Source organism: Pseudomonas sp. RU47, assembly GCF_004011755.1.
GTDB lineage: Bacteria > Pseudomonadota > Gammaproteobacteria > Pseudomonadales > Pseudomonadaceae > Aquipseudomonas.
The window spans coordinates 5,619,538-5,645,828 of the sequence record NZ_CP022411.1 but is presented as its reverse complement, the minus strand read 5'-3'; the positions used below and the strand labels follow the sequence as shown (position 1 = coordinate 5,645,828).

Genomic DNA, 26,291 nt, shown 5'->3' with positions numbered 1-26,291 from the left:
TGAGCCTGCTCGCGATAGGGCCCGCAAAATCAGCACAAACCCCAAGCCATAAAAAAGGGCCGCGATCCAAACAGATCGCGGCCCTTTTTATTGCCTTCAGCTAAAGCCGATCAAACCGCATCCAGCTCCGGTTCATCCGCCTCGACATTCAGCGTTGCCTTCACCACATCATGGCGACGGATGTACTTCCAGTCCGCCTCATCAATGTAGATCCCCGCCGGGCCACTGCCGCCTTCCAGGTCGATCGCGACACTGGCGCAGACCTGCGGCTTCACACTCGCCAGAATCGGCACGAAGCCCAGTTGCAGACTGGTTTCCAGCAGCGCGGCCTGGTTCTTCTCGTCGATGTCCGCCGCCTCATCGAGGTAGTACGGCAGACGCACGCGGCCGGCCTGATCGCGATCCATCAAGTGCAGCAACAAATACATGTTGGTCAGCGCCTTGATGGTCATCGTCGTACCGTTGGACGCCGCGCCATCGATGTCGGTGTGGATCACCGGCTGACCGTTGACCTTGGTGATCTCGAACGCCAGTTCGAACAAGTCCTTGAGACCGAGCTGGTTGTGGTTTGCCGCCACCAGCCGCGCCAGGTATTCCTTGGCCTCTTCGTTCTTGTTGTCCTGTTCGGCACTTTGGCTGAGGTCGAACACCGACAGGGTTTCGCCTTCTTCGTACTGACCGGCGCTGTGGATGATCTGGTCGATGTGCTTGAGGGCTTCTTTGTTCGGCGCGAGGACGATGCGGAAGCTCTGCAGGTTGGACACCTGACGCTTGTTGATCTCGCGGTTGAACAGCGCCAGTTGATGCTCGAGGCTGTCGTAGTCGCTGCGAATGTTGCGCAGGGTCCGGGCGATGTCGGTGACCGCCGCACGACGGGCCTTGCCCAGCGTCAGCGCTTCATCGGTGCGGTGCGCATAAGCGTTGATCAGCAACGACAGGCGGCGCTCCATGTCGTCTTCGCTGTCGAACTTGGCCACGCCTTTGAGGCGCACCTGCGCGTACAGCGCTTCGATCTGGCCATCGGCGCGCAGCAGACCTTGCCAGCTGTCCTGGTAGTCGTTGAGCAGCGGTAGCAGGTTGTCCATCGAGTCGTCGACCGGATCCATGAACGGCGTACCGAATGGCAGATCCGCCGGCAACAGCTGACGACGGCGCAGCGCATCGTCGAGGGTGCGTTGCTTGGCTTCCATATCGGCGATCTGCCGGCCGACCAGTTGCAGCTTGGCCGACAGTTGCTGGACGCGCTCGGTGAAGGCATCGCTGGAGCGCTTGAGTTCGTCCTGCGCGCCTTCCATCTGCGCCAGTTGTTCGAGTTTGTCGCTTTCTTCAGCGCTCAAAGTCTGCGTGCGGCGGAAATCTTCCAGGGCTTTCTGCGCGTCCAGCACTTGCTGGTACAGCGCTTCGGTCTGGGTCTTGCTCGCGGCGCGGTCGGCGGCCACGGCCTGCTGGGTTTTCAGTTGCTTGAGTTCTTTTTCCAGACGCTCTTTCTGATCGCGCAATGCCGCGCGGTCAGCCAAGGCTTGCAGCGCCGGTGGCTCGATGTGCGAGATGTCGATGGACAGGCCCGGCACTTCGAAGCGCTCGCCTTTGAAACCATCAAGGATCAGCTCGACCGATTTGACCCACTCGCCATCGTCGTCGAGGGTGATGCCGTGTTCACCCAGCGGCAGGCTGAACAGGGCGCTGTTGAACAGACGCATCAGACGCTCGACATCCTGCTGCGAGAACTCTTCGCGCAGGCGGGCGTAGCTGTTGTTGTCGGCGTGATCGAGTTGCTGCTTCACCGACTTCAGGCGTTTTTCCAGATCGCGCACGCGCTCTTCCAGATCTTCCGCACTGAACTGGCGGGATTGCGCCAGGGCACCGGCCAGTTCGTCGTGAGCGTCCTTGGCCGCGAGCAATTGTTGCTCGAGCACTTTGACGTCATCGACCAGCGCGAAGCGATTCTTCAACACCGACAGCTCACCGAGCCAGCGCTGGATGCCGGAAATTTCCCGCTCCAGACGCATCAGTTCCTGGGTGCCACCGCGTTGATCGTTTTGCAGACTGTCCTGCTCGCCACGGTAGTGGTCGGCCTGAATAGTCAGCTCTTCCTTGCGCGCACTGGCGTAGTCCGACCAGGTGCCGAGCAACGAGTCGAGCAGCGGCGACAGGCGATGCAGTTTGCCGCGCAGCACGTCGCGCTGTTTCACGCCATTGGCCAAGGCCTCAACCAGCGGGCCGGCCGCGACCAGCGAGTTGTAGTCCTGTTCCATGCGCCGCACATCGCGGAAGGCTTCTTCACACGCGGCGATGTAATCGACGCTACCGGAACGCAGGCTGTGCTCGAAGGCATCGAGGAACAACTGCTTGAGTTTGGCCGCGGTGATTTCGCGCATGTGCAGCAGGTTGATGAACAACGCGCGGAAGGTCTTCAGGCTCTGTTCGCTGGTGGAGCGCAGCGGGATCAGCGTCAGGTCGAGCGGAATCGACGTATGACCGCCCACCAGCAAGCGACGCAATTCATCCGGCTTGAGTTCGTAAGCTTTCAGGCCTTCTTTCTCAAGGTTGCTGAACAGCTCTTTCTGGCGCAGGCAGGTGTCGTTCTTCTGGTAATGCGCCAGATCAAGCTTGCCGGCGTAGGCAAAGAACTGGTGACCGAAACCACCGCCCGGGCCGCGACCGACCACGCCGATCACGTGCGGGCCATGGGGCAGGTTCACTTCGACGAGGATGTAGCTGGTGTCGGAAGCGAAGTAGAAACGCCGCGACTGTTCGAGGCTGTACTTGCCGAAACTCATGTCCGACATGCGCGCCAGAATCGGGAACTGCAAGGCGTTGATCGACGCCGATTTACCGAGGTTGTTCGCGCCGTAAACCGACAACGGTTCTTCCAGCGGGAACAGGCCGAGGCTGTAACCGGCGGTGTTCAAAAGGGCAAAGCGGCGGATGCCGTAGCGTTCCTGGCTCATGCGTCGGACTCCTGTTCTTCGGCAATGGCGCGGGCCAGTGCGTCTTCTTCGCTCTCTTCTTCAAACTCTGAAAGATCGAGCGGGTCGTCGGTTTCGAGGAATTTGGCTTCGGCGGCTTCGTCGATCAGCACCGGTGCCGGCAGCGGCAGAACGCTGTGTACGCTGGCCGCCAGATCGCGGTCTTGCTGCACTGACAGGCACACGTCGAGGAAACGGTGCATCGGCGGCAGGAAGCGGTACACGCCGTTTTCTTCGCTGGCAAAGCCGAGCTGAGTCATGCGGCGCATGATCTTTTCTTCGAGCTCTTCAACGGTCTGCACTTCGGCCTGAATGAACAGGTCGCGGTATTTCTCCAGCAGCGATGGCAGCTCTTCGCGGCCGAGGCTGCCGCCATCGAGCACGGCGATCGGGTCGCGGCCCTGATCGGCCAGATGCTCGACGAGGATGAAGGTGAACAGCGCCAGACGCTGGGCAGTCTTGTTCACCGCCGCGGCGGCCATGTCCGGCACAAAGTAGTAGAAACCACGGGTATCGCAGACCAGTTCAAAGCCCAGGGCCTTGAACAGCGTGCGGTATTGATCCTGGAAGTTCGACAGTTGCGCGTACAGCTCCGGGTCGCGGCGGCTGACGTGGTAACCCTTGAACAGCTCGCGGAAGATCGGCGCGAGTTGCGACAGTTCGGAAAGATCAAGATGCATTGGGGATGCTCGCAGAATTCTCGGCGGCGTTATCGCTGGCCGAGAGCAGGGCGAAGGAGCGCAGGCTGACCTGATGCTCGTGAGTGTGGTATTCGCGGCGTTCCAGACGCTCGCGCTTGAAGCGTTTTTCCCGCGACAGGCGCGAGAACCAATAAAGCAATTCGTCGGTGGCGCCGTCCGGTTCCTGCTCCAGCAGCCAGGTCATCAGATCCGGCATCGGCAGGGCTTCTTCGCAACGGTCGACCATCTCGCGCACGGTGCGCGGAGCACGCGGGGCTTCGCCTTTCTGGGTCTTGTGCGCCTTGGGGAAGCGCGCCGGTTTCGGCTCGAAACGCGCCAAGGCATAGACGTAGGCTTCGACCTGACTGGCGCTGCCGAGGAAGGTGCTTTGCGGACGGGTGAACAGCGGCATTGCGGCTTGCGGCACGGCGTCGATGCCTTTGCGGCGAATCGCTGCCAAAGCCAACGCGGCGCCACGGGTCACGGCGTTGTGCCGGCGCGCTTCTTCACGCAGCGGCAGCAGCAGTTCGCGGGCATGACGCAAAGTCAGTTGGGCGCTGGTCTGCATTTCGAGGATGCGCGCGTGGGTGCGCAGGAGCATGTCGTCGTCAACCAGATGGCCAAGGCGTTGCTGTTCGCTGAGCATTTTCAGCAGCACGGTTTCGACCTTGCGCACGCCTTGTTCGAAGGCGCCGTCGGCGTTCACCAGATCGATCATCGGCTCGACGTATTCGTCCCACGTCGCCAGCACTTCGGCGTAACGCTGACGCAGCGGGATCTGCCGGTCGCTGGTTTTCGCCCGTTCAGCGACGGCCACCAGCGCCTGTTCGTCGTTGTCGAGTTTCTTCAGCACGTCGCGCACACGCATGTCGAGCAGGCGCAACTGGCGGGCGAGGTCGTGGCCATCACGGACTTCGAACGCGTCCTGGATGTAACCGGCCAGACGCTCGAGGTGACGCAGATAGGCTTCGATTTCCAGGCACAGGCCCAAGCGGTGTTCACGACGCAAGTAAGCGAGGAAGTCGTGAATCTGTGCGTTCAGCTCGAAACGGTTCGGGCTTTTCGCCACCGGAATCAGAATATCGAGACGAATCCACACGTCGAGCAGGCTGGTGATGTCCTGCGGCGTGCTGTCCAGTTGTTGGGCGGCCAGTTGCGTGCGCAGTTCGTTGAGGCTCAGTGTGCCTTGGTCGAAGTGCTCGCACAGTGGCTCCAGAAGTGCCCAGTGTTCAGCGAGGGCGCGCAAGACGCGCTTGGGTTCGATCATCGGAATGGCCGGCTGGTTGACGATTAAAAGCCGCGATTGTACTGCATCAAGGCCGATGCGATTCACTCTCGGGACGGGCTGTCGTTTTTCTTTCGCTTAAGTGTGTCGATCAACAACGGGCGATCTTGAGCGAAGGGCGGTAGAATCAGCGCACTTCAGTTATCCACAAGTGGCCGACCCTTGCTAATCGAGTCCCGCCGCCGCGCCTATTTGAACGCCATGCAGGTGGTCAACTGGCTGCCGCGCACCGAATTGCCCTTCGCCGCACCGTCGCGGCCCGAGCTGCTGGACATGCCCGAGCCCGAGGTAGAGGCGCCGGTCGTGCTTGCTCCGCAGGCCGAAGCCCCGGTGCAAACGGCTGCCGCTCGTCCGGTCGAACGGCCGAAAATCGAAGTGCCGCGGCCGTCGTTGGCGAGTACCCGCACCGGTGCCAAACCGGTAGAAGAGGTCGACGACACACCAGTCGTCGTCAAACCGGCCCCGGTGCCGCCACCGCGTTTCGCCCTGCAATTGCTGCGCGCCGGACGTTGCCTGCTGCTGGTCGAGTTACCCACAGGCGAACCGTTCCAGAGCCGCGATCCGGCTTATCTGTTGCTCAAGGACATGTTGCGCGCCGCCGGTCTGCCGGATGCGCCGCAAATCGTCGGCGAGCCGGTGCGCTGGCCGTGGCTCAATCGCGGCACCATGGATCAGGGCCCGGAAGCGGCGCGTGACTTTGTGCAGGGTTTCCTTTCCGTGCAAATGGAAGCCGCTCCGTGCGCCTGCCTGTGGCTGATCGGCCTGCCGGCGGTGCGTTTCGCCGGTGAAGCGGATGCCGAAGCGTTCAATCGTGAATTGCAGATCGAAGGTCTGGGTTCGGCCTGGGCCATTCCCGGTCTGGAATTGTTAATGGAAGAGCCACAGCGCAAGGCCGCTGTGTGGCAAGCCATGCGTCGGCTGATGGCGCGCTGGAAAGAATCGAATGAGTGACGCTGTATCGTTCCGCCCGATGACCGAGGCGGATCTGGAAACCGTGCTGAAAATCGAGTACGCCGCTTACAGCCATCCGTGGACTCGGGGGATTTTTCTTGATGGACTGGGCAAGTATCAGATCTGGCTGATGTTCGAAGGTGAGCAGCAGGTTGGCCACGGCGTGGTGCAGATCATTCTGGATGAGGCGCATCTCCTCAATATCACCGTCAAACCGGAGAATCAGGGGCGTGGGCTGGGCCTGACGTTGCTTGAGCACCTGATGTCGCGGGCGTATGCGGCTTCGGCGCGGGAATGTTTTCTGGAAGTGCGTGACAGCAACACGGGCGCGTTCAAGTTGTATGAACGTTATGGCTTCAACGAGATTGGCCGGCGCCGGGATTATTATCCGGCGGTGGGTGGGCGTGAAGACGCGGTGGTCATGGCCTGCACTCTGGTTGACTGATCGCCTTTAAAAGCTTCGCGAGCAGGCTCGCTCCCACATTGGACTCAGGGCGTTCACCAATTTGTGCGCAACCCGAAACCCCTGTGGGAGCGAGCCTGCTCGCGAAAGCGTCCTGTCAGGCAACGAAGATCAGCGGTTACCATCCAGCGGATCGCGCCGCGCCAGCTCCGCCTCATCCAGCCCATTGCCACCGCCAATGTCATCTTCATCGACAATGCTCAAATCCCAATCCGCCTGATTGCCTTCACCCGCTTCTGCGGCATCCCGCGCACCGTCTTCATGAATCAGCGTTTCCGGGCTCATGTCGTCGTCAGTCGGCTCATGATCACTGACTGAAGCCCCGGTCATCCCGGCCTCGCGCACCCGCTCACGCGGCATCAACTGCTCGCGTTCACGTTCGGGAATCTCATCACCGATTTTCGCGCTCGGTTCGTCTTCATCGAAATCCAGCTCATGCACCGAACCCATGCGGTCTTCGTTATCATCGATGGGCTCCGGTTGCACGGCATCGTAAGGGCGTCGTGAATCAGTCATGGCAATTCCTCATACTGTGGGCCTTACTAAGGTGGACTCACCGGGCACACGAGAATTCCAATGAAATCACTTGCGCTGGTGGCGTGACCCCGACGGGCGGTCGTCTGTCATACCAGCGCATCTTTCTTGAGGCCTTACAGCATGCACGACTTACAAGACCTGATTGATAACAACGAGCGTTGGGCTGACGCGATCACCAAGGAAGACCCGGATTTCTTCGCCAAACTGGCGCGCCAGCAAACCCCTGAATACCTGTGGATCGGCTGTTCCGATGCGCGCGTGCCGGCCAACGAGATCGTCGGCATGCTGCCGGGCGATCTGTTCGTGCACCGCAACGTCGCCAACGTAGTGCTGCACACCGACCTCAACTGCCTGTCGGTGATCCAGTACGCGGTCGACGTGCTCAAGGTCAAACATATCCTCGTCACCGGCCACTACGGCTGCGGCGGTGTGCGCGCGTCGATGCAGGACCGTCAGTTCGGTCTGATCGACGGCTGGCTGCGATCGATCCGCGATCTGTACTACGAAAAACGCGAAGAACTGGCCAAGCTGCCGACCGAAGAAGAGCAGGTTGATCGCATGTGCGAACTCAACGTGATCCAGCAAGTGGCCAATGTCGCCCACACCAGCATCATCCAGAACGCCTGGCATCGCGGGCAGAGCCTGTCTATCCACGGGTGCATCTACGGCATCAAGGATGGCCGCTGGAAAAGTCTGAACACGACCATCAGTGGTTTCGAGCAATTGCCGCCGCAGTATCGTTTGCGTCCGGTTGGCGCGGTATAACTCTGCTTCCAGCGCACCTTTCAGCGACCTGAATGCCGCCAGCGCTGTAGAAAGTGCTGACCTTCGAGGGTGGGTGGTTCGTCGTAGCCGGTGATCCACCCACGGCAGCGTGGCGAACCGCAACCGCAGGCAAACTGGTGCAGCAGTTTGTCTTCAGTGGCGGTGTAGTCCATGGTCAGCCGTTCGCCGCTGTGGATATCTTTCAACGCCCACAACCATAACTCGCTCATGTCGAGAAACACGTTGGGGTCGCAGGCGTGTTCGATCAATCCGCAGAAGCGCGGGTCGTAAATGTGGATCCCCGTCAGCAATTGTCGGGTCTGGCGGCAGCGATACGGCAGTAATTGCCCGGACACCCGGCACATCCGGTGGGTGTGCAGGAACTCGCGCCGCGCGGCGACCGCCGTAGGGGCGCCGTATCCATCCTGAAGGATTTCGAAATCGGCGCTGGCCGGAAACCCCAGGCGCACGGGCAGGCCGGCGAAGGGATAGATGCCTTCAGTATCGCGTGGCGGCGAGTGCGCCATAGCGTGGATGTTCATATCAGTCCTTGTCGCAAGGCTTTTGCGACTTCCTTGGGTTGACGTCCTGTCAGCGCTGCAATACTGCTGGTTGGATCCAATCGTGTCTTATTAGGTATAGCTGGTCTACTGTCAGATCTGACAGGCGATTTAGACGTATTCCCGCGTCAGCCTTGGCTGACACGGGAATGCCTCAAGCGATTACAGGTGCGGGGCGGGGATTGCGGTGGCTGGCAGCGGTGCCTGCAATTGCTTCAGTTGAGTCTTGATCGGGGTGGTCGCGCACTTGGCGGTGGCCTGTTCCGGGGTCAGATTGCGGATCGAGGTGTAGAACAGCTCGCAGGTTTTGACTTTCTGCGTGACTTGCCACGTCTGCGTGCAACTGTTGAGCGTTGTTTGCGCATCGCTGCCCGGTTTGCTGCCCATGCCGGCTTGCCAGCAGGCGGCGCTCAAATCCTGACCCATGACTTTCAGGCCCGCCGCATCGGCCTTGGCTTGCGCATCGTCGCCGGTGTAGCTCTTCGGGTCGGCGGCGTACCAGATGTAACTCGGGTGGTTCGAACCCAGCACGGGCACTTTCACACCTTCGCTCGGGCTGATGGTCGCCAGCCCCAATACATTCACGGTTGGCCCGTATTGCCGCTTGATCCAGTTACGTACCGGCGCGCCGAACGCGACCATCGGCAGCGTCGTGCCGCTAGCGGTCTGGCTGAATTGTTTGACCAGCGTGGTCTGGTAGTCCTTGAAGTAGTCATACACGCCTTCCAGGTCGCTGCCGGCATTGGACGGCGCAGCGATCGGGGCAATGTCGATGATGGTTTGATAGGCCGGCGTCTGCTCGGCAGGAATACCATTGTCGGTCAGCAGCGTGGCCCAGCGATCGGTGGTGTTCGAACGCAGATAATCCTGCGCTTGGGTCAGCGAGTAATCCGGCGGGAAGTGCAGCAACTCGACGCTTTTGCGGTTTTCCAGGGCCATGCCCAGTGGCAGGAACAGATACCAGCTGTAGGCCCACTTGCCGTCGGCGTTGAGCTTGCTCGCGCCGGTGTAGGCCAGATCCCCCGCATCCAGCAGCGCCGACAGCGGTTTGTCGTAATCCTTCGGCACGCCGGTGATTTCGGCGTAGAGCTGGCCGTTGTCGGTTTTTACCAACACCTTGGCATCGGCATACCCATCGCGTTGCACGCTCTGGTTCAGGTAATGGGCGACGGTCTGTTCCAGCGTCCAGTTGCGGAAACAGATGACGTTGCAGTTGTTGGGGTAAGCGAAGAGGCGGGTGACGCGCTCAGTGCTGCCCAGTTTCAAGTCGACATCGGCGTGGGCGGCCGCGCTCAGCGTGAGCGCGGCAAGAGCCAATGCTATCGGGTTAAGTCCTGCGAATTTGAACATGCTCAGATCCTTTTCAGCGTCGGTTCCCCGCGTTTCGGGGGCGGCTCATAGTGGATCAGCCGCGTTTGACAGAGAAGCCGTCATCGGCAGAATTTTGCGCAAACTCGCAGGGCTGGTTTTCAAGCTTGAAAATGCAGGGCGTTGGTCAAATCGCCCATGGGTTTCTGACCCCGGGCAATCATCGCCTCATCCCGTTGTTTGAGGCCGTCGAGGGTCTCCAGCTGGAAGACACGGGTGATCAGCCGCAGGATCGACGCGGTGTCGTAGACCGTGTGATCCACCGTGCCTTTGCGCGCGAACGGCGACACCACCAGCGCCGGCACGCGTGACCCCGGGCCCCAGCGGTCACCCTTGGGCGGTGCGACGTGATCCCACCAGCCGCCGTTCTCGTCGACCGTGACGATTACCACCATGTTTTGCCACTGCGGACTTTCGCGCAGCACTTTCAACGCGCGGACGATGTGCCGGTCCCCGGAGGCCACGTCGGCATAACCGGCGTGCATGTTCAGGTTGCCCTGGGGTTTGTAGAAACTCACCGCCGGCAACTTGCCCGCTTCGGCATCGGCGAAGAACTTGTTGCTGCTCGATTCGTCACCCAAGCCAGCATCACGCAGACGCTTGTTGCGCTCGTCAGGGTTTTCCGGCCCTTGCTGCTTGAAGTAGTTGAACGGCTGGTGGTGATACTGAAAATTCGGAATCTTCGGAATGCCGCCGGAATCCTTGTACTGATCCAGCGTCGCCTGCCATGCGCCGGCGTACCAGGCCCAATCGACGTTCTTTTTCGACAGCTTGTCGCCGATGTGTTCGTGGGTCTGCGGCACCATGACGTTGGGCAAATCCGCTTTGGAGTACGCCGGGCGCTCGGGGTCGCGAATCCATGTGGGCCAGTAGGGCGGGGCAAGAGTATTGACGCCGAAGCCATCCGGGGTCAGCGCACTCGGGCCGAACTGCGGTGGGCCGCTCATGGCGCTGGCGGGGGATTGCTCCAGCGGTTTAAGGCGCGAATCGGCCGGATCGTCGCTTTGCAGCGCGGCGATCTGTGACTTGGCCACCGAATTGGCCGCGTCTGGATAGAACGGCGCGGTGGCGCTGATCAGGTACTGATGGTTGAGGAACGAGCCACCGAAGGCGCCCTGAAAGAAGTTGTCACACAGCACGAATTCCTGAGCGACGTCCCACAGACGCAGGGAATAACGGCTCTGCGCGTAGTGGCCCATGGTCAAGCCACCGGAATCGGCCCAGGCAACGAAGCCATCGTTTTTGCCGCCGTTGATCTGCATCTGGTTCTGATAGAACACATGCCACAAATCGCGGGTCACCAGACCGAACGGCAAATCTTCAGCGTTAGGGCCTTTGAGAGCGAAGGGGGCGTTGGCCAGGTTTTGCTGAAACTGCGTGGCGCTGGGGTAGGTCACGCCATCGAGAGTTTGCGGGCCGATCTGCAGCACGCCACCCCAGACGGGCGGCAAGGTTTGCAGCAGCGAGCCGTCGCGGTCACGTTGTTGATAGTCGCCGGGCTTGAGCGCTGCCAGCGGTTTTTCGACACCGGGGAAATCACCGAACAGGTTGTTGAAGCTGCGGTTTTCGGCGTAGATCACCACCACGGTTTTCACTTGGTCGCGCAGGGCCTTGTCCAGCTCGGCGGGCGTCAGCGGGCGCTCGGCCGGTTTACCCGGTTGATCGCTGGTGCTGCCACACCCGGTCAGCGTGGCACCGACACCCAGCACCGCGACGCCGCCAAGGAAGCGGCGGCGACTGGTGTCGGTGGGGTGATTGGATTCAGGTGCGTCAGTGCCGTCTGTGTCGTCTTTCATCTGTCAGCCCGTTCTTGCTTAATTGTTTCAGTATGTTTCGGGCGGACGCTAGCAAGTGAATGTGACGGAGGGATGACAAGCGGCACCGGCGCTGCTTGCCTAGCCGGGCATGAGTTGGCTGAGCGAAAAACCGAGTCTGCTGGCTGCCGTGATTGCGGTCATGACCACCAGAAACAGCAATTGCAACGGACTGAAGCGCGCCCAGTGCAGCGCTGTCAGCCAAGGACGACGTTGGCTCAGCTCCGTATCGAGCGAGCCGATACGGCGTTTGTGCACCAGCCCGATCAAGAGCGTGCCGACATAAGTGAGCGCCCCCAGCGGGCCAAGCAACAGCGAAAACAGCAGCACCATCACCCCTTGCGGTACTCCATGGCGTATCACCAGCCAGCGCGTGTCAGGGTTCCATTTGCGCGGAATCAGCCATTCGGTGAGCCACAGGTCCGGCACGATGACATAGGACGTGAGCACCACCCACCAACTCAGGGCGAAGCGGAAAAACCAGACCGGCACGCAGGCAAATAACATCGGCATGAAGACGAGGTTCATGGCGGTTTTTTGTTGGGAGGGCAGAGTTTGCAGGAACAGCGCCAAGGCAATCGCCGTCCAGACCCACACCCAGGTTTCGGCGGCAATCGGTCGCGGAAGGAACCGCCGCCAGTAAAAAACATCGGCGTAGGGCAAGCGAGCGAGCAGTTCGGGGAAACGCCACGTGAGTTTTTCCGACAAGTCATGGCAGGCCTGCCATTCATTCTGACCAAAGCCGTCGATGATCTTCTTCTGCTGCAGGGGCTTGAGCGGATTGATCAACAGATGCGCCGCTTGCACGTCGGCCGCCCACGTCCGGTCGCTTTCAGCCTTGGCGCGCAGATTGTCATAGAAGCTTTCCTGATCGCAGCGTTCGATCAAGGTGTCCCAGAGCCAGTCCGGTTGCGGGTGCAGGCCTTTGTTGTGATCCCAGCCGAACAGTTGGCCGATGCGGTCGAACAGCGGCACGCTCCACTCAGTGTCATTGAGCAAGTGCAGCAGGGTTTGCTGCCATTGTTCACGGCGATCGAATACCTGCAGCCACGGTTGAGCGCTGTAGCGTTTGAGCACGTTGAGAAATTCGCGTTCGCTCTGGCTTTCGAGCAGCGTCTGCAAGGCGTTTCGGTAATCGGCCATCAGGCTTTCAGCGAGCCGGTCGCGCTGATGATCATTCATCAGGACTTCTTGCCACGGCCCCAACCATCCGAGTTGCTCGACGGCCCAATTCAGCACCGGGCTGCGCAGGTGGGGATGTTCAAAGCACAGCTGCAGCAACAGCCTTTCGAAGGCCTTGGCGCAGCTTTGCTGTTGCGCCTGATTCCAGCGCTCGTCGAGGTTGTCGGGCGTTAGATCTTCGAGCAGTTGCAGGGCGGCCTGCGTTTCAATGGCTTGGGCGTCCACAAAAGCGTCCGCCGCCAGTGGCTCGACACGTCGAACATCGTCCTTCTCGGGCGGCGTAAACGCTTGCGGGGCGGCCGGACTGACGGGCGCGAACTCAAACGCTGCAACATCCTGCGCCGGGGTTTTTGCCAGTGTGGCATCCAATGCCAGCGCGGCAAAGGCGCTGGAGGTCGTGGCCACGGCGACGTCTTCATCGTCGGCAGGCTCAGCGTTTTCAAGGCGCCACCGGGCAATCGCCAGCGCCTGTTCATAGGCTTCGCGCAAGCGCTGGAAACCTTCGGCATCCTCATCGGGGCGGAAGGTTTTCAGCAGGCGCGCATAGGCGCGTTTGATGTCGCGCGCTTCAGCGTCATCGTGCAGGTGCAGCACCGACCAGCAATCCATGGCCAGACTCCTTATTGCCACGGGGTGCGGTCGAGTTCGCTCAGGCGTCGGCTCAAATCGGTGCGCACTTCGCGGATCTGGCGCTCATCCTGAGAGTCGAGCGCGATCTGGAATTGCTTGGCCCAATCGCCCATCAGATCACGCAGATCGCCCAGGCTTTCCTGATAGAGGCGCTCCAGACGTGCACTGAGCAGCGTGTTGACCTGCTGCTCGCGCGGATGAATCTTCAGTTGTGCGAGGTTCGCCAGGCGTTGCTGGATCTCCTCGGGTGACAGCACGCCTGGGTTGTTCTCGATGACCAGCGAATGCTGTTGCCCGGTCAGGGGGATTTTCACCTGGGCTTCGAGCAGGCCGTTGTTGTCGTAGGTGAAACGCACGTCGAGGGCAACTTCGCCGGCCTTGCGTTTCGGCACCTTGATGTCCAGTTCGCCGAGTGCGACGTTGTCTTTGACCAGGCGGCTTTCGCCCTGAAAGATGCGCACGACCACCTGTTCCTGATTGTCGTGCAGGGTGTACACGGTTTTCACCCGACTCACCGGCACGATGCTGTTGCGCTCGATGATCGGCAGGTAGTGGCCGCTCTCATAGGTGCGGCCGACCTGAGTGGAGGTCTCGATACCCAGCGTGTAGGAGCAGACATCGGTCAGCACCACTTCTTCCAGCGCTGCGGCGCGGGCTTTGAGTGCCGCTTGAATGGCCGCGCCTTGTGCCACGACCTGATCAGGGTCGAGGGTGATCGACGGGAAGCGGCCGAACAGCCCGGCGGCGAGTTTGCGTACCAGCGGCATGCGCGTGGTGCCGCCGACCAGCAAAATCTCGTCGAGGTCGCTGACACGGATGCGCGCATCGCGCAGCGCCCGCTCAATCGGCGCGCGCAGGCGCTCGAGCAGCGGCATGTACAGCGTTGCCAACTGTTGTTGGGTGATGATTTGCGTCCACTGCCGCTCACCGAGCTGCAAGCGGAATTCGGCGCTGTCGTCCTGCCCCAGCGCCTTGCGCACGCGCTCGGCCTCGCGACGCAGGGGCTGGATGACGCTGCTGCGCTCCGGGAAGTCTGCGGCCGAGCGGTGCTGGCTGATGAAGTGCTCAAGCAGCACGGTGTCGAAGTCTTCGCCACCGAGGAAGTTGTCACCGGCGCTGGCGCGCACCTCCATGACCCCTTCGAACAGCTCCAGAATCGACACGTCGAACGTGCCGCCACCGAGGTCGAAAACCAGGAACGAAGTTTCCTTGTCCCGTTGGTGCAGTCCATAGGCGAGGGCGGCAGCGGTCGGCTCGTTGATCAGCTTCTCGACCTTCAGCCCGGCCAGTTCGCCGGCGATCCGCGTGGCCTTGCGCTGGGCATCACTGAAGTAGGCCGGGACGCTGATCACGGCTTCGGTGACGGTTTCGCCAAAAGCGCGCTCGACGTCTTCTTTCAGGCTCTTGAGCACCAAGGCGGAGAGTTCTTCTGGGCGAAATGCCTTGTCGGCCAGATAAACTTCCGTGGCGCTGCCCATGTGGCGCTTGAACAGCGATGCGGTCAGACGCGGATGCGTGTGCAGACGCTCGCGCGCCGCCTGACCGACCAGAATCCGGCCCTGATCATCCAGCCCGACAACGCTCGGTGTCAGGAACTGACCCAGGGCATTGGGCACCAACTCGGTGGCATCACCACGCCAGACGGCGACCAGGCTGTTGGTGGTTCCCAGGTCAATCCCTACGATCATTGCAACGAACTCCCTTTGCGCTTGGTAAAAAATGAAACATTTATGGGCGCGCAGAATATTACCGAGGGGACGATGCGGTAAAGCAGGATGATGGCTCTGAGCCATTATTTACGACAGGCAGTCCGATACAGGGCTGTTTCAGGAGAAAAGTGCGGGGCGCGGCCAGCATGACTGCACCCCGCTTTGGGTTACGGCATGACTGGCGGCGTATACGCCAATGTTGTCCCCAGCGCCCACAGCAACAGCAGCACCAGTGGCGTGTGCACCAGCAACTGCACGAACGAGAAACCGATCAGATCCCGCGCTTTCAGTCCCAGTACGCCGAGCAGTGGCAGCATGTAGAACGGGTTGATCAGGTTTGGCAGCGCTTCGGCCGCGTTGTAGATCTGCACCGCCCAGCCGAGGTGATACTGCAGATCATTGGCGACCTGCATCACGTACGGCGCTTCGATAATCCACTTGCCGCCGCCCGACGGAATGAAGAAACCCAGTATCGCCGAGTACACGCCCATCAGCAGCGCATAGGTGTCGTGGGAGGCGATGCTGACGAAAAACGTCGATATGTGGTGCGCCAGGGTTTGCGCATCGGTGCCTTTGACCGTGGTCATCAGTGCGGCAATCGAGCCGTACAGCGGGAACTGGATCAACACGCCGGTGGTGGTCGGCACCGCACGCGCGACGGCATCGAGGAAACTGCGCGGCCGCCAGTGCAGCAAGGCGCCGAGCATGATGAACAGGAAGTTGTAGGTGTTCAGCCCGGAAATCGCAGTGATCGCCGGTTTGGTCGAAAATTCGTGGAACAGCCATCCCGCCGCCAGCAATACCAGCACGATGATCAGCAGCGGACTGTGTTCCAGCCATTCACCGGGACGCGTACGCGGTTGCAGCGGAGGCAGGTTGAAGGCCGGGTCGATGCCGCAGGCCTTGGCGTCGCGCGCCGAGTTCGGCCCGGGAGCGGTGGCGTAGGCGATGATGATCGAGATCACGATCAGCGCCAGCAGCATCACGCCCGACTGCCAGAGGAAAATCGTTTCGGTGAACGGAATCACCCCGGTGATCGACAGGATCGACGGCGGCAGACTGGCCGGGTTGGCTTGCAACTGCGCGGCCGACGACGACAGACCCAGCGCCCACACCGCCCCAAGGCCCAGATAGGCAGCGGCACCGGCGGCGCGGTAATCCATTTTCAGATCGGTGCGGCGGGCGAGGGCGCGGACCAGCAAACCGCCGAATACCAGCGACAGACCCCAGTTGAGCAACGAGGCGACCATTGAGATCAACGCGACCCAAGCCACGGCGGAACGGCCGTTTTTCGGGATGCGTGCCAGGCGATCGATCAGTTTCACGGCGGGCGGCGAGCTGGCGACCACGTAACCGCCGATCACCACGAAGGCCATCTGCATGGTGAATGGAATCAGGCTCCAGAAACCGTCACCGAACGCCATCGCCGCATCGGTGGGTTTGGCGCCCATGGCCAGTGTGGCCAGGGCGACGATGATCACGGCCAGTGCGGCGAATACCCAGGAATCGGGAAACCAGCGTTCGGCGAAGCTTGAACAGCGCAGGGCAAAGCGTGCGGAGCGGCTATCTTCGATATCAACGGCCACAGGGAGTACCTCGGATTTTTATGGTTATTGTGGTCCGCGGGAACGCTCGCCGATCTCCACAACACAGAGATCCCTGTGGGAGCGAGCCTGCTCGCGAATAGGCCGGCACATTCAACATTGAAGTTGGCTGGGCTGACGCTTTCGCGAGCAGGCTCGCTTCCACATGAGGTTCACTGCGGTTGGCCGGGGTTGGCGTGGTCCCGCTGGACAGGCATTAACAGTAATTCAACTGCCGGTGCTTTGTGAGCCGGTTTTGCAAAACCGGGACTATGGTCTAACGGGTTGTCCATCCGCGCATTTGCGTAGACCATGGGCGCCTTGGTTTTTTGCCTGTTTCCGAGTTCTTTGCCATGACTGCCCAATCCCCGGCCAAACCTGCGCCGTTCAGCCGTTCCGACTACAAGACCCTCGGCCTTGCGGCCCTTGGCGGCGCGCTGGAAATCTACGATTTCATCATCTTCGTGTTCTTCGCCCTGACCCTCAGCCAGTTGTTTTTCCCGCCGGAAATGCCCGAGTGGCTGCGTTTGCTGCAAAGCTTCGGGATTTTCGTCACCGGTTATCTGGCGCGGCCCTTGGGCGGTATTCTGATGGCGCATTTCGCCGACAAACTCGGGCGCAAGAAAGTCTTCAGCCTGAGCATCCTGATGATGGCGCTGCCGTGCCTGCTGATCGGAATCATGCCGACTTACGCGCAGATCGGTTACTTCGCACCGCTGCTGTTGCTGGCGCTGCGCATCCTCCAAGGTGCAGCGGTAGGCGGTGAAGTGCCGAGCGCCTGGGTGTTCGTCGCCGAGCACGCGCCGACCGGCCATCGCGGTTATGCCTTGGGCTTTTTGCAGGCCGGGCTGACCTTCGGTTACCTGATCGGCGCGTTGACCGCGACGTTCCTCGCACAAGTGTTCACCCCGGCGGAAATCCTCGATTACGCCTGGCGTTACCCGTTCCTGCTCGGTGGCGTGTTCGGCGTGATTGGCGTTTATCTGCGCCGCTGGCTGAGCGAAACCCCGGTGTTCATGGCCATGGAAGCGCAGCGTGAAGCGCGGGTAGAGCTGCCGCTGCGCACAGTGCTGCGCGAGCACCGCCTGGCGATGCTGCCAGCGATGCTGCTGACCTGTGTGTTGACCTCGGCGGTGGTGGTGTTCGTCGTCATTACGCCGACCATGATGCAGAAAACCTTCGGCATGACCGCCAGCCACACCTTCGCCCTCAGTGCACTGGGCATTGTCTTCCTCAACATCGGCTGCGTGATCGCCGGGTTGCTGGTCGATCGCATTGGCGCGTGGCGCACGGTCATGCTCTACAGCCTGTTGCTGCCATTGGGCGTCGGCGTGCTTTACGGTTGTTTGATCAGCGGTGGTGATTGGGTCGGCGCCGCCTACGCCTTGGCCGGTCTTGCGTGCGGTGTTGTCGGCGCAGTGCCGTCGGTGATGGTCGGGTTGTTCCCGGCGCGTATTCGCGTGTCAGGCATTTCCTTCACCTACAACATTGCCTACGCCGCATGGGCCAGTATCACACCGCTGCTGCTGATTGGTCTGATGCCATGGAGCCCATGGATCTGCGTGATGTTCTGCGCGGTGATGGGTGTGGTGGGCCTCCTGACAGCGGCGTATTTCGGCTCGCGGATGCCGCGCACGGGACCCTGCCAGGTGGCGGGAACTGCCTGACTCGGTAGCTTGGAACTATTTTTGACCGTCGGGTCGCAAACGCTCTTCAGAAAAGATTTTCAAGGCCGATGGTTAGGCTGCATCCCGCTTTCCAACCTGCCCATCGGTACTCCCCATGTTCAACAAACGCTTGAAGCAAGAGCTGGCCGCTCTTCGTGAAGAACTCTCCAGCCTCGTGCAGGTAAAGGAAAGCCTGGAAAGCGAGATGCTGGTGCTGAACCTTGAGCCCGACGGGCGCATTCAGTCGGTCAACCAGAACTTCCTCACCGAGATGCTCTACAAGAGCCAGGACCTGATTGGTCGGGCGATTGAAGACATCGTCCCGGCCCACGTGAAGTCCGACGAATTCCATCATCGCTTCAAAAACGCCATGACCCGTGGCGAGCATTTCGCCGGTGCCGTACGCCTGTTGCGTGGCAATGGTGAAGAAGCGTGGCTGCGTTCGATCGTGCAACCGGTGCGTTCTTCGGACGGGCGAATCAAGCATATTTCGCTGTTCGCCAGCGACCTGACCCGCACCATCGAAGCTTCTCGTGAACACGAAAACCTGATCGGTGCGCTGGTGCGTTCGACCGCGGTAATCGAGTTTGACCTCAACGGCAATGTGCTGAATGCCAACGATCGCTTCCTCAGCGGCATGGGTTACAGCCTGGCGCAGATCAAGGGCAAACATCACCGCCTGTTCTGCACCCCGGAGGAATACAACAGCGCCGAGTACCAGAACTTCTGGCGCCGTTTGAACAACGGCGAATTCGTCGCTGATCGCTTCAAGCGTGTCGACAGCCATGGTCGTACGGTGTGGCTGGAGGCGTCCTACAACCCGGTGGTCGATGCCAACAACAAACTGTACAAAGTGGTGAAGTTCGCCACCGTGATCACTGATCAGGTCAACCGCGAACAAGCCGTCGCCGACGCGGCGAGCATTGCCTACAGCACCTCGCAGCAAACCGACAGCACCGCGCAACGTGGCACCACCGTGGTCACCGAGGCGGTGAATGTGATGCGTGATCTGTCGCGGCACATGCAGGCTGCCGGTGAGGGCATCGAGGCACTGAACGAGCAGTCGCAGGTGATCGGCACCATCGTCAAAACCATCAGCGGCATTGCCGAACAGACCAACCTGCTGGCGCTCAACGCTGCCATTGAGGCGGCGCGCGCCGGTGAGCAGGGGCGTGGTTTTGCGGTGGTGGCCGACGAGGTGCGACAACTGGCCTCGCGCACCAGTCAGGCGACTGAAGAGATCGTCACCGTGGTGCGGCAGAACCAGGAAATGGCGCGCAACGCCGTGGCGCTGATGACCGACGGCAAGCTTCAGGCTGAACAAGGACTGGCGTTGGCGGCCGAGGCGGGCACGGTGATTGTCGAAATTCAGGACGGTGCGCAGAAAGTCGTCAACGCAGTGGGCCAGTTCGCCAATCAACTCTCCAACTGACCTGCACTGATCCCATGTGGGAGCGAGCCTGCTCGCGAAAGCGGTGTGTCATTCAACATTGATGTGACTGACCTATCGCCTTCGCGAGCAAGCTCGCTCCCACAGGTTTTTCACCCGCCTTCTTTCTGTGGTCTGGCGCTACAATCGGCTCCTTTTCCCGCGGAGCAGATCCCATGAGCGATTCCCACCGCCGCCCGGTGCCCCTGAACAAAGCCTACCGTTTGCTCAATCACGGGCCGACCGTACTGGTCAGCGCCGCCCACGACGGCCAGCGCAACATCATGGCCGCCGCTTGGGCCATGCCGCTGGATTTCGAGCCACCGAAAGTCGCCGTCGTCCTCGATAAATCCACCTGGACCCGCCAGTTGCTCGAAGCGTCCGGCACCTTCGTGCTCAACGTCCCGTGCGTCAATCAGGCCGACATCGTGCAAACCGTCGGCAATACCTCGGGCTTGGAAATCAGCCAAACCCAAGGGCAAGACAAGTTTCAGGCGTACGGCTTGCAGACGTTTGCCGGCGAACAGGTCGAAGCACCTTTGCTCGACGGCTGTGTGGCCTGGCTCGAATGCCGTTTGCTGCCGGAGCCACGCAATCACGAGCAGTACGATCTGTTCCTCGCCGAAGTCATCGCCGCCCACGCCGATGAACGCGTGTTCAGCGACGGGCGCTGGCATTTCGAAGGGCATGACGGTTTGCGCACCTTGCACCACGTGGCAGGCGGGCATTTTCTGACGATTGGTGATGCGGTGGATGGCAAGACGCTAGCGATCTGAATGACGGCTGATGGCAAAACATTGCGGGATGTTGCAAGGTAGAGGGCATCGTCGAACCCAATCAGGCGCATACCCTCATGGATTTTTCCCTTTCGAGTTATCTGGCGCCGTTGCTGTCGTTGGCCCTGTTGTGGACTGTGGCCGTGGTCACGCCCGGCCCGAACTTCTTCAATATCGCGCAACTGGCGGTCAGCCGTTCCCGCCGCCACGGTGTCGTCGCGGCGCTCGGCGTGGCCAGCGGAACCGTGTTGTGGGGGCTGGCGGGTGGCTTGGGCATTCAGTCGCTGTTCAGTGCCGCGCCGACGCTGTACCTGAGCTTCAAGATTGCCGGTGGCTGCTACCTGATCTACCTCGGGCTCAAGCAGTTCAAGCGCAAGGCGCCGATCGTCGCGGGTACGCTGGATGACTCGCAGCAAACGTTGCTCGGCGCTTATGGCCGCGGCTTTCTGGGCAACATGACCAATCCCAAGTCAGCATTATTCGTCGCCACCATTTTCGCCACGGCCATGCCGGCTCACATCCCGCCACTGTTACTGGCACTGGCGGTGATGACCATGGCGACGCTGTCGTTCAGCTGGTATTGCTGCGTGGCGCTGTTCTTCGCCAGTCGCCGAATCGCTGGTGTGTATGAGCGTTCGCGGCAATGGTTGGATCGCTTGGCCGGTGGTTGTTATTTGCTGTTTGGGGCGCATCTGCTGGCGAATCGCTGAGCCATATATCTTGGATGTGAAAGCTGTTTTGCCTCGTATGTGCCAGGAAATAAGAATCCGATGCCTGCACGGCATCGGATTTTTTATGCATTGCGAAAACTACGTAACCGGCTGAACGTTATCCAGCGCCTGATTCACCGCCAACTCACTCAGCATGACGATTTGCGCGATACCCAGCGCGGTCTTGCGGTGCGCGGTATCCAGCACAGCGGCGAAATTGTTGAGCATCTCCGTGACCGAGCCCAGGGTTTCGCTGGCATTGGCCAGCAGGGATTCGGTGTCGTACACCGGGTTGGCGAGGTACATGGGTTCAGCTACGCGGGTGGACGCCATGATGTGAATGGTCGGTTTGAGGTAGTGGTCGAGGGCGCGGTCGGCCGCTTCGTTGAGTTTTTTGCTGTCGATGGTTGCGTACGGGGATGTTGGGTCGGTGTCTGTTTCGGGGGGATTGGGTGTTGGTTTTTTCATGGTGTTCTCCGATCAGGATAGGAGCTGGCCGATTCGGTTTCCGAACGAATAGGTGGCAGCTGTACGCAGGTTGGAAACCCGGGGAACGGAGAACCCGGTTGACCCGAAGGTCTCCCGCGCACAGCCGCCATAACGGAGTGCACACCATGAAGGTGCGCAAGGATACGTTATGAAAGGCGCTTGTGCGCTCGGTTCTACTCGGGGTTTCCAATCCCGGTCACTGAATTGGCAGCGACGAGTACAGGCTAGAGAGCTGACGTCCGACGGACAACCTGAAAACCTTGTGGGACGGTTCTCTGTTTACCTCGCAGCTTTTAAACATCCCGATTTGAAATACGCAGTGTGCTAAACAAAAGGCCTACCTCGCGGTAAGCCTTTTTTGTTTTGCGTCCTAGCCTCAATCCCCTAACGCTTCGCCTTCACGCCGTGGATCCGCGCCACCTTCCAACGACGCTTTCCCCTGCGCATCCTTGACCCGCACGATGGCCTGGGTGCCGCTGGTCATGTCGATTTCATTCACTGCGTGCCCTTTGTCTTTCAGTGCCTGAATCAGCGCCGGGCTGAACTGGCCTTGTTCCAGTTCGGTGGGGCCGTTGCGGCTGCCGAAGTTGGGCAGGCTGATGGCGCTTTGCGGGTCGAGGTGCCAGTCGAGCAGGCCGACGGTGGTTTTCGCCACGTATTCGATGATTTGCGAACCACCCGGCGAGCCGACTGTGGCGACGAATTCGCCGCTGTGGCGATCGAAGATCAGCGTTGGCGCCATCGACGAGCGTGGGCGTTTGCCGGGCTCGACGCGGTTGGCGACTTTCTGGCCGTTCTCTTCGGGGATGAACGAGAAGTCGGTCATCTGGTTGTTCAGCAAGAAGCCCTGAACCATCAGGTGCGAGCCGAACGCGGCTTCGATGGTGGTGGTCATCGACACCGCGCCACCGAGGTCATCCACCGCGACCACTTGCGAGGTGGAGATGCGCAGCGGCGAGCGGTCCGGCGCGTAGGCCACTTGTACGCCCGGCGGGGTGCCCGGTTTGGCGCTGCCCATGCTGCGCTCGCCGATCAGGCTGGCGCGGCTGGCGAGATAACCGGGATCGACCAGGCCTTTGACCGGCACCGGCACGAAGTCGGTATCCGCGACGTATTGCGCGCGGTCGGCGTAAGCCAGGCGTTCGGCTTCGGCGATCAGATGCACGGCTTGCGGATCCGGTTCAATGCCGGCTGGCTTGTCGGTCTTCAGCGGTTTGAGCGGTGTCAGGGAAAGACGTGGATCGCGGGTTTCCAGCGCCTGCAACGTGCCGAGAATCTGTGCCACGGCGATGCCGCCCGATGACGGTGGTGGCATGCCGCAGACCTGCCAGCGTTTGTAATCGGTGCACAGCGGCGCGCGTTCCTTGGCCTGATAGCGCTGCAAATCATTCAACGTCAGGCTGCCGGGGTTGGCGTGGCCCTGCACCTTGGCGACGATTTCTTCGGCGATCGGGCCTTTGTACAGCGCGTCCGCGCCTTCGTTGGCGATGCGTTTGAGCACTGCGGCCAGCGCCGGGTTTTGCAGGCGCGTGCCGGCGGCTTTGACGCTGCCATCGGCGTTGAGGAAATATTTGGCCATGTCCGGCGACTGGCGGATGACTGGATCTGATTCCAGCAGCGAGTGCAAACGCGCAGAGATCGCAAAGCCTTGCTCGGACAGTTTGATCGCCGGTTCAAACAGCTTCGCCCATGGCAGGCGACCGTGTTGTTTATGGGCCATCTCCAGTGCGCGCAACACCCCCGGTGTACCGACCGAGCGACCGCCGATCTGTGCTTGCGGGAACGACATCGGTTGGCCATCGGCGCGCAGGAACAGCTTCTCGGTGGCGCCAGCCGGTGCGGTTTCGCGACCGTCGTAGGTGCGCACCTGTTTACCGTCCCACAACACGATCATCGCGCCGCCGCCGATCCCGGACGACTGCGGCTCAACCAGCGTCAGCACCGCTTGCATCGCAATCGCCGCATCAATCGCCGAACCGCCCTGACGCAGCATCTCGCGCCCGGCTTCAGCAGCCAGTGGATTGGCAGCAGCGGCCATGTGTTTGCTGGCGTGACGGGTTTGCAGATCGGTGCGGAAACCGGACGCGGCTTCCGGTGCCAGCGGCAAGGTCGAGGAGGGCGGGGCGTTGCACGCGGTGAGGGTCAGGGCGCTGATGATCAGCGTCAGGGCTGGCAGGCGAAAGCGGCTCAAGGGCAAGGCTGAAAACACGCGGGCTCTCCGTCCGTGGGATAAAAGTCTCGGGGACTTTATCGACCGCTCGGTCGCGACGCAAACCGATGGGCATTTTTGTCTTTCTTTTCGGGGCGGATGTTCGCTAGGGTCAACCTCAATTGACTGACCGCACACGTCCCCCTGTAGGAGTGAGCCTGCTCGCGATAGCGGTGGGTCAGTCAGCAATTATGTTGGATGTGATGACGCTATCGCGAGCAGGCTCACTCCTACAGAGGTCAAAACATAAAAATCACAAGAGGCCAAGAATGCACAGCGAGTTCCCCACCGAATCCAGCTACCGCGATCAACGCGAACAGTTCCTCGCCGCCGCCAACGCCGCCGGAGCCACGCTCACCTCCTACGCACATCCACGCTGCGGGCCATTCGGCGAACCGCTGAGTACCGACGTCGCTGTGCTCGGCGATCCGCAAGCCAAACGTCGGCTGGTAGCGCTCAGCGGCACGCACGGGGTCGAGGGTTATTACGGCTCGGACTGTCAGATCGATTGGCTGAAGGCATTCGTACCCGGTTCGCTGCCCAAGGATGTCGCCGTGGTGATGGTGCACCTGATCAACCCATGGGGCACCGCATGGCTGCGCCGGGTCAACGAAGACAACATCGACCTCAACCGTAATCACCTCGATTTCACCGGGCCGCTACCGGATAACCGCGCGTACGCCGCCCTGCATGAAATCTACGCGTGCACTGATCTGAACGGCCCCGAGCGCAAAAGCGCCGATGCCTTGCTCGATGCGCAGATAAAAGAACACGGCTGGCCAGCGGTGATGTCGATTGTCGAGGGCGGTCAGCACAGCCATCCCGACGGGCTGTTTTACGGTGGCCTCGCGCCGAGCTGGTCGAATCGCACGTTGCATCAAATCATCGACGCGCATCTGGCTGGCGCTGAAACCGTGATGTGTTTCGATCTGCATACCGGCGCTGGCGAATACGGCCATCCGATGTTGCTGACCATCACCCAGGCGCCGTACCCGGCACTCGCGCAGGCCCAGGCGATTTATGGTCCATGGCTTTACACCCTGCACACGGGCGCCGACACCCTGAGCGAAACCGGAGTGGCAGCGACGGCTACCGGGTACACCTCACAGGCGTTGCTTAATGCATTGCCGGACGTGCAATTGATGCCGTTCGTGATCGAGTGCGGGACGTATCCGGGGCCGGATGTGCATCGGCATTTGCGTGATGACCATTGGTTGCATTTGCATGGCGATCCGCTGGATGCGGTAGGGCGTGAGATCAAACTGAATCTGCTCGAGCAGTTCTATCCGACCGATCCGGACCGGCGCGCAATGGTCAGTTTGCGCACTCGGCAGATCTGGGCGAAAGGGTTGTCGGCGTTGGGTAACTGGTCGCGGTAAATCATCAGTGTCTTTGCTGCCGGCACTTTCCTCCGGGCACAAAAAACGGCTCACTTTGCGGTAAGCCGTTTTTTGTATCCGTGCTGCGCGATCTAATTCATACCTGGATCGAACACGTTTCCTACAGCGGTTTTTCAACCTGATCTGTCGGTACCGATTTAGTCGAATGAAAAGGCATTTTCGCGCCTGTAGTACCTCGCCCCCGACCTAGCGGTTGTTCTGCATTTCTCCTACAAATCTTTCAGGTCGACAACTTACGCGCCTTTACCTGAGGATGTTTTCTGTTGTTTTTCCAGGATGGATTTCAGATGAAAAGGATGAGTCCGTTGCCATTCAACTCTATTTTCAGTCGGCCATTGTCATGAGTATTTCCAATGAGGATCGCGATTTTCTGGTGGCGATGGGCAGTCGCATTGCTCACTTACGCACAGTGCACGAGATCACACAGACTCGGTTTGCACGGGCTTTAGGTCTTTCCCGGCAAACCTTTCAGGGCTACGAGGAGGGCACGCGCAGCATGCCGGTCACGACACTGGTGAAGATGGCATTTGCGCTTCGCGTGCCCGTTGAAGACCTGCTCGGGGTTCCCTCTTACACGGAGACGCCCAGACGCAGCTTGACCTCGGCGTGGTATCGACGGCTGCAGTCCATCAATGAACTTTCGAAGGTCCAACAGAAGGTCATTGCGCAGATGCTCGACGCACTAATCGCACAGGCAGCGACCAAAGCGAGCGACGAAGAAAAAGAAATTTGAAGTAACCCAAAGAACGCGGAACCAAGGTGCGCGAACACCCTGGCCCCGCTAACCACAAGCAGCTAAACAGGAGCTAATCATGGCTAAAACCAATCATACGTCATCAACCCCCATCACTGAACGCAGGTTGAAAATCGCCGCTGATTTTTACCCGGTTCACACCAAGGAAAAAACCTACAGCCCCGCCAAACCGGTGCCCTGGATCAGGCTTCGCGGACTGTGGTTGCGGCAGGCGGGATTCGAGGTGAACGAGAACGTCAAAGTACGTGTGATGAAAGGGTGTCTGGTGATTACAGCGGAATAGATGAATCGTCCGAGTAAAGCCGCAACGCTATTTGCGTAGGAAAAACGCCGCTAACCCTCAAGGGATAGCGGCGTTTTT

Annotated in this window: 22 protein-coding genes and 1 pseudogene; 11 read left to right on the top strand and 12 right to left on the bottom strand. The window is 60.5% G+C overall.

The window, feature by feature from the left end; genetic code table 11:
- Positions 1-110: 110 nt before the first annotated feature.
- The 3 genes from mksF to mksB are packed head-to-tail and all read right to left on the bottom strand — an operon-like array spanning position 111 to position 4,916.
- A complete protein-coding gene (mksF, locus tag CCX46_RS25715; protein WP_127929784.1) occupies positions 111-2,951 on the bottom strand; it encodes an Mks condensin complex protein MksF in 2,841 nt (946 codons plus the stop codon).
- Positions 2,948-3,649 (bottom strand): Mks condensin complex protein MksE, encoded by a 702-nt coding sequence (mksE, locus tag CCX46_RS25710; protein ID WP_007912968.1) that lies wholly within the window; start codon positions 3,647-3,649, stop codon positions 2,948-2,950. The genes mksF and mksE overlap by 4 nt, the downstream gene beginning before the upstream one ends.
- On the bottom strand, positions 3,639-4,916 hold the full coding sequence (mksB, locus tag CCX46_RS25705; protein ID WP_175553206.1) for an Mks condensin complex protein MksB: 1,278 nt from the start codon (positions 4,914-4,916) through the stop codon (positions 3,639-3,641). The genes mksE and mksB overlap by 11 nt, the downstream gene beginning before the upstream one ends.
- A gap of 219 nt (positions 4,917-5,135) precedes the next feature.
- Here mksB and CCX46_RS25700 point away from each other — a divergent pair, with 219 nt between their 5' ends.
- Both CCX46_RS25700 and rimI read left to right on the top strand, forming a co-directional pair.
- Positions 5,136-5,885, top strand: coding sequence for an energy transducer TonB (locus tag CCX46_RS25700; protein WP_127930452.1), 750 nt, complete (start codon positions 5,136-5,138; stop codon positions 5,883-5,885).
- Positions 5,878-6,330 carry a ribosomal protein S18-alanine N-acetyltransferase gene (gene rimI / locus CCX46_RS25695; RefSeq protein WP_007912963.1) on the top strand — a complete coding sequence of 151 codons (453 nt, stop codon included), beginning with the start codon at positions 5,878-5,880 and terminating at the stop codon, positions 6,328-6,330. Before CCX46_RS25700 ends, rimI begins: the two co-directional genes overlap by 8 nt.
- Before the next feature lie 129 nt (positions 6,331-6,459).
- Here the strand turns inward: rimI and CCX46_RS25690 are convergent, their stop codons facing one another.
- Positions 6,460-6,864: a serine kinase/phosphatase gene (locus tag CCX46_RS25690; RefSeq protein WP_127929782.1), complete on the bottom strand. Its 405-nt coding sequence runs from the start codon at positions 6,862-6,864 to the stop codon at positions 6,460-6,462.
- A 141-nt stretch (positions 6,865-7,005) separates the two neighbouring features.
- Here CCX46_RS25690 and can point away from each other — a divergent pair, with 141 nt between their 5' ends.
- On the top strand, positions 7,006-7,650 hold the full coding sequence (gene can / locus CCX46_RS25685) for a carbonate dehydratase (protein ID WP_064120416.1): 645 nt from the start codon (positions 7,006-7,008) through the stop codon (positions 7,648-7,650).
- A gap of 20 nt (positions 7,651-7,670) precedes the next feature.
- On the opposite strand, the gene CCX46_RS25680 is transcribed toward can, so the two are convergent.
- From CCX46_RS25680 to CCX46_RS25655, 6 genes are all read right to left on the bottom strand, one after another.
- On the bottom strand, positions 7,671-8,192 hold the full coding sequence (locus tag CCX46_RS25680; protein ID WP_127929781.1) for an SET domain-containing protein-lysine N-methyltransferase: 522 nt from the start codon (positions 8,190-8,192) through the stop codon (positions 7,671-7,673).
- Positions 8,193-8,372: 180 nt separating this feature from the next.
- A complete protein-coding gene (locus CCX46_RS25675) occupies positions 8,373-9,560 on the bottom strand; it encodes a hypothetical protein (protein WP_127929780.1) in 1,188 nt (395 codons plus the stop codon).
- Between the two features lie 119 nt (positions 9,561-9,679).
- Positions 9,680-11,374, bottom strand: coding sequence for an acid phosphatase (locus CCX46_RS25670; protein ID WP_127929779.1), 1,695 nt, complete (start codon positions 11,372-11,374; stop codon positions 9,680-9,682).
- Positions 11,375-11,473: 99 nt separating this feature from the next.
- Positions 11,474-13,183 (bottom strand): J domain-containing protein, encoded by a 1,710-nt coding sequence (locus CCX46_RS25665; protein WP_127929778.1) that lies wholly within the window; start codon positions 13,181-13,183, stop codon positions 11,474-11,476.
- Between the two features lie 11 nt (positions 13,184-13,194).
- Positions 13,195-14,892: a molecular chaperone HscC gene (locus tag CCX46_RS25660; protein ID WP_127929777.1), complete on the bottom strand. Its 1,698-nt coding sequence runs from the start codon at positions 14,890-14,892 to the stop codon at positions 13,195-13,197.
- 188 nt (positions 14,893-15,080) lie between these two features.
- Positions 15,081-16,499: a short-chain fatty acid transporter gene (locus CCX46_RS25655; RefSeq protein WP_007912940.1), complete on the bottom strand. Its 1,419-nt coding sequence runs from the start codon at positions 16,497-16,499 to the stop codon at positions 15,081-15,083.
- Positions 16,500-16,849: 350 nt separating this feature from the next.
- On the opposite strand from CCX46_RS25655, the gene CCX46_RS25650 reads away from it, so the two are divergent.
- The 5 genes and pseudogenes from CCX46_RS25650 to CCX46_RS25635 all read left to right on the top strand — a co-directional run bounded on the left by CCX46_RS25650 (position 16,850) and on the right by CCX46_RS25635 (position 21,078).
- The gene (locus CCX46_RS25650; protein WP_127929776.1) at positions 16,850-18,163 is read left to right on the top strand and encodes an MFS transporter; all 1,314 of its coding nucleotides are present in this window, start codon (positions 16,850-16,852) and stop codon (positions 18,161-18,163) included.
- Between the two features lie 115 nt (positions 18,164-18,278).
- Positions 18,279-19,007 (top strand): annotated as a pseudogene (locus CCX46_RS31265) (PAS domain-containing protein); the annotation flags it as partial.
- Positions 18,987-19,595, top strand: coding sequence for a methyl-accepting chemotaxis protein (locus tag CCX46_RS31260; RefSeq protein WP_446730742.1), 609 nt, complete (start codon positions 18,987-18,989; stop codon positions 19,593-19,595). The pseudogene CCX46_RS31265 and the gene CCX46_RS31260, both read left to right, overlap by 21 nt.
- Before the next feature lie 173 nt (positions 19,596-19,768).
- Positions 19,769-20,368 carry a flavin reductase family protein gene (locus CCX46_RS25640; RefSeq protein ID WP_127929774.1) on the top strand — a complete coding sequence of 200 codons (600 nt, stop codon included), beginning with the start codon at positions 19,769-19,771 and terminating at the stop codon, positions 20,366-20,368.
- Between the two features lie 77 nt (positions 20,369-20,445).
- Complete coding sequence (locus tag CCX46_RS25635) at positions 20,446-21,078, top strand: LysE family translocator (protein ID WP_127929773.1); 633 nt, start codon at positions 20,446-20,448, stop codon at positions 21,076-21,078.
- A 99-nt stretch (positions 21,079-21,177) separates the two neighbouring features.
- On the opposite strand, the gene CCX46_RS25630 is transcribed toward CCX46_RS25635, so the two are convergent.
- The gene (locus CCX46_RS25630) at positions 21,178-21,546 is read right to left on the bottom strand and encodes a DUF6124 family protein (protein ID WP_127929772.1); all 369 of its coding nucleotides are present in this window, start codon (positions 21,544-21,546) and stop codon (positions 21,178-21,180) included.
- Positions 21,547-21,943: 397 nt separating this feature from the next.
- The gene (ggt, locus tag CCX46_RS25625) at positions 21,944-23,776 is read right to left on the bottom strand and encodes a gamma-glutamyltransferase (protein ID WP_127929771.1); all 1,833 of its coding nucleotides are present in this window, start codon (positions 23,774-23,776) and stop codon (positions 21,944-21,946) included.
- 269 nt (positions 23,777-24,045) lie between these two features.
- On the opposite strand from ggt, the gene CCX46_RS25620 reads away from it, so the two are divergent.
- From CCX46_RS25620 to CCX46_RS25610, 3 genes are all read left to right on the top strand, one after another.
- Positions 24,046-25,155 carry a DUF2817 domain-containing protein gene (locus CCX46_RS25620; protein WP_127929770.1) on the top strand — a complete coding sequence of 370 codons (1,110 nt, stop codon included), beginning with the start codon at positions 24,046-24,048 and terminating at the stop codon, positions 25,153-25,155.
- Between the two features lie 361 nt (positions 25,156-25,516).
- On the top strand, positions 25,517-25,909 hold the full coding sequence (locus CCX46_RS25615; RefSeq protein ID WP_224790100.1) for a helix-turn-helix domain-containing protein: 393 nt from the start codon (positions 25,517-25,519) through the stop codon (positions 25,907-25,909).
- 79 nt (positions 25,910-25,988) lie between these two features.
- Complete coding sequence (locus CCX46_RS25610; RefSeq protein WP_123535560.1) at positions 25,989-26,213, top strand: SymE family type I addiction module toxin; 225 nt, start codon at positions 25,989-25,991, stop codon at positions 26,211-26,213.
- The last annotated feature ends 78 nt before the right edge of the window (positions 26,214-26,291 follow it).

What these genes read in the sequence shown, in the direction of transcription:
- mksF (WP_127929784.1), bottom strand. Translation starts at nt 2,951, where the DNA reads ATGAGCCAGGAACGCTACGGCATCCGCCGCTTTGCCCTTTTGAACACC.
- mksE (WP_007912968.1), bottom strand. Translation starts at nt 3,649, where the DNA reads ATGCATCTTGATCTTTCCGAACTGTCGCAACTCGCGCCGATCTTCCGC.
- mksB (WP_175553206.1), bottom strand. Translation starts at nt 4,916, where the DNA reads ATGATCGAACCCAAGCGCGTCTTGCGCGCCCTCGCTGAACACTGGGCA.
- CCX46_RS25700 (WP_127930452.1), top strand. Translation starts at nt 5,136, where the DNA reads ATGCAGGTGGTCAACTGGCTGCCGCGCACCGAATTGCCCTTCGCCGCA.
- rimI (WP_007912963.1), top strand. Translation starts at nt 5,878, where the DNA reads ATGAGTGACGCTGTATCGTTCCGCCCGATGACCGAGGCGGATCTGGAA.
- CCX46_RS25690 (WP_127929782.1), bottom strand. Translation starts at nt 6,864, where the DNA reads ATGACTGATTCACGACGCCCTTACGATGCCGTGCAACCGGAGCCCATC.
- can (WP_064120416.1), top strand. Translation starts at nt 7,006, where the DNA reads ATGCACGACTTACAAGACCTGATTGATAACAACGAGCGTTGGGCTGAC.
- CCX46_RS25680 (WP_127929781.1), bottom strand. Translation starts at nt 8,192, where the DNA reads ATGAACATCCACGCTATGGCGCACTCGCCGCCACGCGATACTGAAGGC.
- CCX46_RS25675 (WP_127929780.1), bottom strand. Translation starts at nt 9,560, where the DNA reads ATGTTCAAATTCGCAGGACTTAACCCGATAGCATTGGCTCTTGCCGCG.
- CCX46_RS25670 (WP_127929779.1), bottom strand. Translation starts at nt 11,374, where the DNA reads ATGAAAGACGACACAGACGGCACTGACGCACCTGAATCCAATCACCCC.
- CCX46_RS25665 (WP_127929778.1), bottom strand. Translation starts at nt 13,183, where the DNA reads ATGGATTGCTGGTCGGTGCTGCACCTGCACGATGACGCTGAAGCGCGC.
- CCX46_RS25660 (WP_127929777.1), bottom strand. Translation starts at nt 14,892, where the DNA reads ATGATCGTAGGGATTGACCTGGGAACCACCAACAGCCTGGTCGCCGTC.
- CCX46_RS25650 (WP_127929776.1), top strand. Translation starts at nt 16,850, where the DNA reads ATGACTGCCCAATCCCCGGCCAAACCTGCGCCGTTCAGCCGTTCCGAC.
- CCX46_RS25640 (WP_127929774.1), top strand. Translation starts at nt 19,769, where the DNA reads ATGAGCGATTCCCACCGCCGCCCGGTGCCCCTGAACAAAGCCTACCGT.
- CCX46_RS25635 (WP_127929773.1), top strand. Translation starts at nt 20,446, where the DNA reads ATGGATTTTTCCCTTTCGAGTTATCTGGCGCCGTTGCTGTCGTTGGCC.
- CCX46_RS25630 (WP_127929772.1), bottom strand. Translation starts at nt 21,546, where the DNA reads ATGAAAAAACCAACACCCAATCCCCCCGAAACAGACACCGACCCAACA.
- CCX46_RS25620 (WP_127929770.1), top strand. Translation starts at nt 24,046, where the DNA reads ATGCACAGCGAGTTCCCCACCGAATCCAGCTACCGCGATCAACGCGAA.
- CCX46_RS25615 (WP_224790100.1), top strand. Translation starts at nt 25,517, where the DNA reads ATGAGTATTTCCAATGAGGATCGCGATTTTCTGGTGGCGATGGGCAGT.
- CCX46_RS25610 (WP_123535560.1), top strand. Translation starts at nt 25,989, where the DNA reads ATGGCTAAAACCAATCATACGTCATCAACCCCCATCACTGAACGCAGG.